Consider the following 355-nt stretch of genomic DNA (forward strand, 5'->3'; position numbering starts at 1 on the left):
TTCTGAAAATAACTCTGAATACAGAGTGGATTAAACCCGGCATTGACCTTCCAGGTATAGGTATATTCCCCGGTTTCCCCTGCAGGAGGGGTCGACGTAAAAGCAACAGAAACGCCGGGAAGCGTCACATACGTTGAGCAGAAATCAAGCCAGCTGTTTACTGGAAGACACTGGCCGGAAGATAATGCCACGCCATCAAGACGCCGGAGTACGCCAATAAACACCGGAACTGCCGTTGCGGCATGGCTTACCGAAATAGAGCGGGATGCATCTTCCTCAATATAAACACCGGGATAGGTCGGCGTGACAGTCATCATTATTCTCCAGTTGTTGAGTTAGCAACACCATTGAGCCT

Annotated in this window: 1 pseudogene; it reads right to left on the bottom strand. The window is 49.6% G+C overall.

Annotation, left to right across the window (positions count from 1 at the left end):
- Window positions 1–317: pseudogene (locus NNO04_RS22650) on the bottom strand (phage tail sheath family protein); the annotation flags it as partial.
- Between the last annotated feature and the right edge of the window lie 38 nt (window positions 318–355).

The sequence above is a fragment of the Citrobacter sp. Awk 4 genome, assembly GCF_028069725.1.
GTDB lineage: Bacteria > Pseudomonadota > Gammaproteobacteria > Enterobacterales > Enterobacteriaceae > Citrobacter_D.